Raw genomic sequence first — 9,910 nt, forward strand, 5'->3', positions numbered from 1 at the left:
TAGGTGTCTTGACCGCTCTAACGTAGGTCTAATCCTGCCCCTGGTGGGTGAATCAATCTGTTTACACAGATTTAAGTAGGTTTAATTCACCCCGTTTAATTTCAACGTTGGAAAGTGACAAAAGCGAAACACCCTGAACACGAATCCCTGGTACTAAATGAAGCTGTATAGCGCAACGATAGGTGAAATGCCCTATTTAGACAAACGTTAAACATCTGCCCATTGCTTTTCACAATGTCCCCTTGAATACTAACCGAGTTGACCGATGGGTAATTGTATCAATTTTTACCTTTAATCAAATCGGTGACAATTCTAATAATGAGTTACCAAAACTTTACAATCTCTAACTCCCTATTCCCTGTGCCCTGTTCTGTGACAAATGACGTAGCTTGCTTCCCTGGGGAAGCGAGTAATGACGAAGGACAAAATTAATGCAAAACTTCCTCAATCTGGTGCTGACTCCACAGGGATTGATAAAGCCCCGGACGTTGGATCAATTCAGAGTGAGTCCCAATTTGCACAATCTTCCCAGCATCCATGACAAAAATCCGATCAGCCGTAGCTGCGGCTGAAAGCTGGTGAGAGATAAAAATCACCGTTTTGCGGTCAACCCCTGTGGAAAGATTCGCCAAAATTTTGGTCGCGGTTTGATTATCTACACTAGAGAGGGCGTCATCTAAAATCAGAATTGGCGCATCCATGACTAAAGCCCTAGCCAGGGCAATTCGCTGACGTTGACCCCCAGACAAAGTAATTCCCCGTTCTCCCACCATTGTTTCATATTGTTGGGGAAAATTGAGAACTTCTGAGTGAATTTGAGCTTGTTTTGCCGCCTGTTCTATCTCCGGCTGTTCACTTCCCGGAGCGCCGTAACCAATGTTATTTTTAAGACTGGTACTAAATAAAAAGCTATCTTGGGGAACATATGCGATCGCGGCTCTTAAATCAGGTAAGCGTATCTGAGTGACATCGTAGCTATCCAGAAATAACTGATTCGGTGCAATATTCAACAGGCGAGGCAAAACATTCGCCAAAGTTGATTTCCCTGAACCAATCGCACCGACTATTGCCACCGTTTCACCGGGATGAATATGAAAGTCAACGGCTTGGATGGCTGGGGTTTTGGCATCGGGGAACGTATAGCTGAGGTGTTGGGCTCTTAACTCTCCCTGAATCGGTTGCACCAGTGCCATGGCATCTGGGGCATTTTTAATTTTAGGTTCAATGGTCAAAATTGACTCCACTCGGTCAATACTCACCTCACCCCGTTGATAGGTAGTAATCGTGAATCCCAGTAAGGCGGTGGGGAAGACTAACCGTTCCGCATAAATAACCAGGGCGACAAAATCCCCCACAGTAATCGCCCCCCTCGCGATCGCACCCGATCCAAACCACATTAACAGGAGTAAGCTGATATAGGATAGGGCTTCAATCACTGGAAACAGGACATTGCGAGTTCTGGCTAATCCCAGATTTGCTGATAAAAGTCGTTGATTCAAACCTCGGAAGGCACGCCGTTCATTTTCTTCCTGGGCGTAAATTTTAATCAGGGAGATACCACTCATATCTTCCTGAACCAATTCGCTGAGGCTTGAGAGTTCTTCCTGAACCGCCTGTTGTTGAGTACGCAGCTTATCACTAAACAGACGCACTGTGATCAACATAACTGGATAAACCGCCAGCGCCAAGAACGTCAGCCGCCACTCAATCGACATCATCACGGGTAGCGTCAAGCCGTAGGCAAAAACAATATTGGCTAAACTCAACACCGCAAACCCGACAAGACGGCGGATATTGTCCACATCACTCGTGGCGCGGTTAATCAAATCACCCGCTGTATTCGTAGAGAAATAAGACGGTTCTAGGGTAAGCAGATGTTGAAAAATCTTTTGCTTGAGGTCAAATTCTACCTTACGCCCCACTCCAAAGATGAGGATACGCGATGCCATGCGAATTGCCCACATCAAGGATGCCAGGATAAAGATGAGTCCGACTAACTGCAACACCTGATCAAAGGCGAAGGCGATGCGGAGTTCCTCAATACTATCCCGAATCAGCAGGGGAATGTAGACCCCGACGGCGTTGACAATCAGCAGAGCCAGGATGCCTAATGATACCTGAGTGGTATGAGGGCGCAGATAGGCGAGTAATTTTTGGATACGAGAATTAGCCATGTTAAAAATCCTAACAAGTTTTTGGTACAGACAATGGCTTGTTTCTCGCGTTCACATGCCCAAAATAATCATTAGGGGCTACAACCCTGGCGCGATCGCACTCAAGCTACTATGCCAAACTGTTAGTTAAAATCGCTCCAGATCGAGTTATACCGTGATTTTATGCCTTAACAGTCTAATTTAACTCAAATGACTAATGACAAATCAAGAAACCACTTGATAATTAAAACTCAAGGTTGCCCAAGCATTCACATCTAATGCATACATATCAGAACCGATACCTAGACTATCCGGAGTAACTTGGCTGGCTTGATGCAAGTCTTGTAGAATTGCCCGTGTGACTTCTAGGGGATTAAACAAATCACCAACTCGTTCTCCCTCTCCCTTCGGACGCATGGCTGATTCTAATGCCGCGATCGCGCCTTTGAACGGAGACGGGCTGCAAATCAGTTGCATTTCCGTCACGCCCACAGGACCTGGAACCGTCCAATTAAAGGATGCCGATGGTTTGGGCAGAATCAGAGTTTCTCCCGGTTTAATCGCGCCACTGATCAGTGGGGAATTTTTTTGGGACTCTAATCCTTCTGGGGAAGGGTTTTGCTGATAAAACGCGATCGCACTGCCGCTGCTTTCCAAACCCAATAGCAGGAAATACAAAGGGCGATCGCTATAATTCTCTAGACGATACTGCACCCGACTGCCAATCGGTAACCTTGGCATTGTTGCTGATCCCACAGATGGCACTGCATTACCCGCATTTGTCTTGGTTTCATCGGTACTCAACCCGGAAGCAGTGCGCCAGGTTTCCCGTTGGATGATTGTCTTAGTTTCAGGGGCGATCATTTCCAGCGACGCCCGAATTCCAAGGCGCGATGAGCCTTCATTCGCACTCAACCGTAGCCATTTCATTGCCAATAAGGTTTTAAATTTGCCACTTAAGCGATTAACGGCTGATTTAACTGCCTCAGCCTCCTCGCCCAGACTATTAGGAATTGGGTTACGGACAACCGAAAAGAGTCCATAGCCTCCTTTAAACTTCGGTTCTGAGGTTTCTGTTGCCTGTTTTTTCCCTCTGCCAAACAAATAATCCGCCCTTTGTTCCCCAGCAACCACGACGGAAGACACTGAAGGAATACTCGCAAAGGCACTGGTTGCATCCACCCGTTCAATGCGTTCTAAGTGAGTATCCAGGGCAATAGTCAAACCCAGATTCCGGGGCAATACTCTAATCCGTTCGCGTACCAATTGACCGACTTGCGGTTGAACATCTTCCCCGCTATTCCCATTCAGTATACGTGCCTTGGCGGTTAACCCGTCTTTGGATCGCAGTTGGAGTTGCACCGATTTAGGGACAGGTTGGGCGGGGCTATCCGTGGCTGGAGACTTGTCTGATTGCGACGGCGGTAAACTCAACAGTTTCTCATTAAGCAACTCTAGAACCGAATTGGGACTATAGTACTCCAGCACGGGTGCAGGTAATCCCGCTAACCATAGCTGTGCCAGCTTACTATTCTCTTCAATCGCCGTAACGACTCCATCTGCCCCTAAGGGGGGATTGGGAGATAAGTAATAGGCAAGCAAGGAATTTTGACTCTTTTGACCGATTAACTGTGGCTGTTGATCATTGCCAACGAATTGATTCACAATCCCAGCCGTTCGACTCACGCTAATCTGAACACTGGTTGCAGCAGTGGCTTGCCAGAGATGCTGAGTTAGAGCATAGGTAAATAAACCCGCACTAAAGCCATTCCACTGCACCTCGGTTGCGGGTTGAGACAAACCCGCCGCCGCTAACACCAGTCCCGGCATTTCCATGGACTTATCTAGTAATTTCCAGGGTTTGGATGAGGCTTTGAGCCGCTGCACCAGTTGCTCTTGAAACGCCAGTTCATCGGGATTAGGCGCTGGGGCGGATTTGCGGGGACAAGAGCGGACTTTTAGACTGCCTTTGAAGACATTCACCCCTTGCGTATGACTGGTATCTAGAACTGTCGTCACCTGATCCGTCTTTAGCGATCGCAACAGCAACGCCAAGGTTGCGGCTAAAAAATCATTAGCGACGGGTTCGCCTTTTGTGGGTAATATCCCATCAACGGGTACAAAACTTTTCTGTAAGCTTACTAAAGGGTCTACTGTCGCCTCCTGCTGAGGCATCTGCACCTGGCTACCATAACCACTGAAGTGGAAGACAACGACGTCACCCGCCTCGGCTTGCTTAGTCAGATGTTCAATAAACGCGGTTTCAATCGTCTCACGAGTGGCTTGGCTATTCGTCAGCGTCACGATATCGTTAGCATTGAACCCAAACCGATGAATTAACAGTTCTCGTTGCAACTCCACATCAGTCACGCACCCTGCCAAAGCTGTCGTGCGCGGATACTCATTGATTCCCACCAGGAGTGCTAACTTACGTCCACCCGGTTGTGCCAGCACCTGAAAATAACGCTCCAACAGAGGCACGGCTAAACTCTTATCACCAAGGAGTGATAGTACCGTTTCACTGACTCCCAGTGCTGCCAGCCCCAAGCCAGCTTTTTGCAGGAAAGTCCGCCGATTCAGTCCCATATTAGCCCATCTACGCTGTTAATCTCAGCTATCAGCCTACCAGGAATAGGTTAGCGCGTTGCTAGAAAGTTTTGAGTTTTCCAGTGTGTAGGGGCGGGTTTAGGGACTTTGCGCCAGCTATTGATGATAACGTTGGTTCAAAACCCGCCCTCATCTCCCAGACGTGCCCAGACGTGCCATGGCACGTCTCTACATTGCTCAGATCTGTGGCGTCTTTCGAGACGACTCCGAGTTGAGATTCAGAAAGACGCGAATGCAGTGAGCTACTTTTTTGTAGTCCCAGAATGGATCAGCATCAGGGGTTATGGCTAAATGCTTACCCGAATCCAAAACCAGAGCCACTCGCTCTATCTGGTGATCTTTGGCATCTCTAATCGTTTCTATCGTCACATCAACAATTTCGGCAAGGGGGAGTTCTATGGTTGTACCCCTGAGCAAACCCCGTTGCTTGAGCATCATGCGATCGCGCACTTTATCAAAGCTCAAGGTAACGACTTTCCCCTTCTGCACCGCCACGAACAACCCCACCCCGATCAATAAACTGCCAAACAGATAACTAAACCAGCGATCGTCTTGCTGAATGTTCAGGGATGCCTGGTTTTTATTCATAATAAAGGCATTAATTTCAGAAGCAATAGACTCTTGCTGATTACTATCGGCGCTGTAATGGGAGGTGAAGGGAATTTCTTCGCTTCCCGTCAACAGGACAACTCGATAAGTATCATTACTATCATTCTTCAGATTTAGATCAAGACTGACATCTCGTAAACTCTCTAAAGGAATAGTTCTAACCTCTGAGCCGACTAACCCTGACTTAACTAATTCACAACTGCCTGTTTTTGCCCCTCGCTGACAGGTTAAGCTTGACCCCCTTTGAAAGGAAATTACCCCGACTCCGACGGCGGCGAGAATACTACTCAAAAGCCACAGTAACAAAGGTCGATGTCGGATAGTCAGTTTGAGGCGATTGTACTCTACGATATCCATGCGCTTCCCCCCTTTACCCGGAATTAGCCAACGAGCAGACTAATTTTTCTCTAGATAAAGCCTAGGATATCTTGAACACAGCAGTTTTTAGTTTAAACCCTATAAATCTTAATGGCTCAAACAACGGCATAGACGTTCCCTGGCAAACAATTAAGCACTGAAATATTTGGCTACGGGATGATAAGTAACGATCGCGGTTGTCGATTGTTCTGGATACAATTGTTCACTTTCGTCCATGTACAGGTTGATCCGATCGCACCCCAACAACTCCAGTTGCTTGTATTGATCCTGTATATTAGGACAAGCCGGATAGCCGAAACTGTATCGTGAACCTTGATACCGTTGCGCTAATATATCCCGAATTGTATCTGGTTCCTCACTCGCCAATCCTAACTCCCGGCGAATCCGGGCGTGTGTCCATTCGGCTAAGGCTTCTGCCATTTGCACCGCGAAACCGTGATAGTAGAGATAATCAGTATACTGATCTGATTCAAATAGCTGCTTGGCGTATTCAGTTGCAACTTCTCCCACCGTTACCGCCTGCATCGGGAATACATCGATAACTCCCGAATCTTTAGGCGCAAAGAAATCAGCAATACATAGACGCCGTCCCGATTTTTGGCGCGGGAACTTAAATGTGGCAATGGGTTCCCATTTCTCTGGATGTTTCTCACCCTCTTGACTCATCATCTCTGGATCAAATAGATGCAGAGAATTTCCTTCAGATTGACAAGGAAAATACCCATATATTATTTGCGGATGCAATAAGTTCTCCGCTACAACCCGCTGTTTCCAGTCCTCGAGAATCGGATAAACCGTTTCTTCTAGAAACTGATTATACTCCTGACGGGATTGGTCTTTCGGTTTGCGGAACTGCCATTGTCCCGCAATTAGCGCCTGCAAATCCAGATACCACAATGCCTCATCGATGGGAATATCTTCCGGTTGCAAGATCCGAGTTCCCCAGAAGGGCGGCGTTGGGCGGTTAATCTCTACGGTAATGTGTTCTGAACGGCGGGTATCTTCCACCTCTGGGACTGATTTTGTTGGCGTTTTTTTCGGCTGATCGGACTTGCCATTTTCCGATGACTCATCGGTTCCATGGGGGACTTCTTCTGTTGTCACTTCATCTAAGAAACCTTTTAAATCATCCCACTTTTCAGCGGATTTAGCGGGCATGAGTTTATCCATGAAGTGTAAGTCTGAGAAAGCATCTTTGCCATAAACCACTTTCCCTTGATAGGTATTCTGACAATCTTCATAGACAAACTTCGGCGTCAAGGCTGCACCCCCTAAAATGACAGGAACGGTGATTCCCTGTTCATTAAACGTCTCCAGGTTATCTTTCATAAATGCCGTAGATTTTACCAATAGTCCACTCATGGCAATACAATCGGCATTATGTTCTTTATACGCCTCAATAATATTGTCTACGGGCTGCTTAATTCCCAGATTCACCACCTTATAGCCATTATTGGTGAGGATGATATCCACCAGGTTTTTACCAATATCGTGAACATCTCCTTTCACCGTAGCAATCACCATCGTTCCCTTGGCATTATTTTCCCCGTCTTCTTTTTCCATATACGGTTCTAAATACGCCACCGCCGCTTTCATGGTTTCGGCGGATTGCAAGACAAAGGGGAGTTGCATTTGTCCGGAACCAAAGAGTTCGCCAACCACTTTCATCCCATCTAAGAGAAACGTATTGATAATCTCTAAAGGCGGATAAATTTCTAAGGCTTTAGCGAGACTATCGTCCAAGCCAATCCGTTCCCCGTCGATAATGTGACGCTTGAGTCGTTCTTCAATCGGCAGATTCTCATCCACAGTGCGCTCGCGCTTCGTGGTTTTGCCTTCAAATAGCTGGGTAATCTCCCCTAAGGGATCATAGGTGCAAATATCGCCATCAAACTCCCGTTGATCATAAATCAGTTTTTGGCAAATCTCTTGATGTTCAGGTTCAATTTTCGCTAGCGGTAATATCTTACTAGCGCTAACAATCGCCGCATCTAACCCCACCGCCATGGCTTCATGCAAAAACATGGAGTTCAATACCACCCTGGCGGCGGGATTGAGTCCAAAGGAGATATTAGAAACACCGAGAATAATATGACATCCGGGTAGTTCTTGACGCATCCGCCGAATCGATTCAATCGTCGCTTTCCCGTTGCTTCTGTCTTCTTCAATCCCCGTCGAAATCGGTAAAGCTAGGGGGTCAAAAAAGATCTCATGGGGTGGAATCCCATACTCTATAGCTTGACGATACGCCCGTTGCGCGATCGCGAATTTTCTGTCGGCGGTTCGCGCCATCCCCTCTTCGTCAATTGTACCGACAATTACACCCGCCCCATAAGTTTTGGCTAACTCCAAAACTTTCAGGAAACGTTCCTCCCCATCTTCATAGTTCGTGGAATTGAGGATACATTTCCCCCCGGCGACTTTTAACCCCGCCTCCATCTTTTCCCATTCCGTGGAGTCTAGCATCAGGGGTAAAGTAACATTGGTTACTAAACGGGATACCAATTCGTGCATATCATGCACCCCATCCCGTCCCACATAATCCACATTCACATCCAGGATATGGGCGCCTTCGCGTACCTGCGCCCTAGCTAAGGCGACTAATCCATCCCAGTCTTCATTATTTAACAAAGTGCGGCATTTTTTCGACCCACTGGCATTTAACCGTTCTCCAACAATTAGGAATGAGTTATCCTGCTCGTAGGGTTGGGTTGAGTAAATCGATGCGGCGGCGGGTTCGTACTCTGGATGACGTTCTTTTGGCGTCAGGGTTTGGGCAATTTCGGCTAATTGTTGGATATGTTCCGGGCGAGTACCGCAACAGCCGCCAATCACCTGTACACCCAAGTCTTCAATAAAATGCATTAACGCCATCCGCAGTTCCATCGGCGTCAATTTATAATGGGCTTGTCCCCCCACATTTTCCGGTAACCCCGCATTCGGGATACAAGACACCACAAACGGCGAATGCTGGGACAGATATTTTATATGATCCTTCATGCGATCGGGTCCCGTGGCGCAGTTTAGACCGAGAATATCAATGGGATAGCGTTCCAAAATCGCCAGCGCCGCGCCAATTTCGGTGCCGACTAGCATCGTCCCCTGAACTTCCACGGTTACCGATACCATAATCGGGCGGCGTTCCCCTTTTTTACGAAAGACTTCTTCAACCCCATTCAAGGCGGCTTTAATTTGTAGCACATCCTGACAGGTTTCGATAATAAATAAATCTACACCGCCGTCATAGAGTCCTTCGGCTTGTTCAGCAAAGGTGGCTTGCATCGTGTCAAAATCAATATGTCCCAGTGTGGGGAGTTTGGTGGTGGGTCCGATGGAACCGGCGACAAATCGGGGTTTTTCGGGTGTGGAGAATTCTGCTGCAACCTTTTTGGCAAGTTCTGCTGCGGCTTTATTCAGACTATAGGCTTGATCTGCTAAATCATATTCTGCCAGAACAATCGAAGCCCCACCAAAGGTATCCGTCTCAATCACATCCGCCCCCGCTTCCAGGAAACGGCGATGCACTGTCGCCACGGCTTCGGGTTTGGTGTGAACCAGATACTCATTACATCCTTCATATTTCGCCCCACCAAAATCAGCAGCGGTAAGGTTTTGGGTTTGCAGGTTGGTACCCATCGCGCCATCGAAGACGAGAACCGGGCGTTGGGGACTATGGAGGCGAGTTAGGAAGGGGCTGTTCATAACTGTCTGGGCAATCTGGATATAGATATTAGTGTAGGTGCAATGTATGACTACACACAACCTGGGGTGAGGGGGTGATGGGGCGCGATCGGATGAGGAGGGCAAGGAGATGGATGATAATGGACTATATCGCATTGAGTCAACCTTGGGACGCGGTGCGTTCGACTGGATTAATATCCCAATCGTTAAATACTATTGTTTCAGAACATGAAGTTACCCAATGGAGACAGAGCAAAACTGGGAGATAAACTGGAGCGGTATTCCCTGAATATGCAGCATCCGAAGGGTTAACTAACAGTCCGTAAATATCTAGACAATTAGTGACATAACTGGACATTTTATGTGATATAATCAGGCAATGTCTAGTTTACCCCCCCAAGAAGCAGCTACTCGACTTTGTGTGATGGTCTTGCACTTTGCACCGATGCTCACTCAATGGTAAAATACAATCTTATAGTATC

The 9,910-nt window shown here is 47.3% G+C and carries 4 protein-coding genes; all 4 read right to left on the reverse strand.

Annotation, left to right across the window (positions count from 1 at the left end):
• Positions 1-428 precede the first annotated feature (428 nt).
• Positions 429-2,174 carry an ABC transporter ATP-binding protein gene (locus RIM23_RS25940; protein ID WP_446370689.1) on the reverse strand — a complete coding sequence of 582 codons (1,746 nt, stop codon included), beginning with the start codon at positions 2,172-2,174 and terminating at the stop codon, positions 429-431.
• 204 nt (positions 2,175-2,378) lie between these two features.
• Positions 2,379-4,739: a caspase family protein gene (locus RIM23_RS25945; protein WP_446370691.1), complete on the reverse strand. Its 2,361-nt coding sequence runs from the start codon at positions 4,737-4,739 to the stop codon at positions 2,379-2,381.
• 198 nt (positions 4,740-4,937) lie between these two features.
• The gene (locus RIM23_RS25950; protein ID WP_446370693.1) at positions 4,938-5,726 is read right to left on the reverse strand and encodes a hypothetical protein; all 789 of its coding nucleotides are present in this window, start codon (positions 5,724-5,726) and stop codon (positions 4,938-4,940) included.
• A 150-nt stretch (positions 5,727-5,876) separates the two neighbouring features.
• The gene (gene metH, locus RIM23_RS25955; RefSeq protein WP_446370695.1) at positions 5,877-9,449 is read right to left on the reverse strand and encodes a methionine synthase; all 3,573 of its coding nucleotides are present in this window, start codon (positions 9,447-9,449) and stop codon (positions 5,877-5,879) included.
• Between the last annotated feature and the right edge of the window lie 461 nt (positions 9,450-9,910).

The sequence above is a fragment of the Coleofasciculus sp. G3-WIS-01 genome (genome assembly GCF_040223135.1).
Lineage (GTDB): Bacteria > Cyanobacteriota > Cyanobacteriia > Cyanobacteriales > Coleofasciculaceae > Coleofasciculus.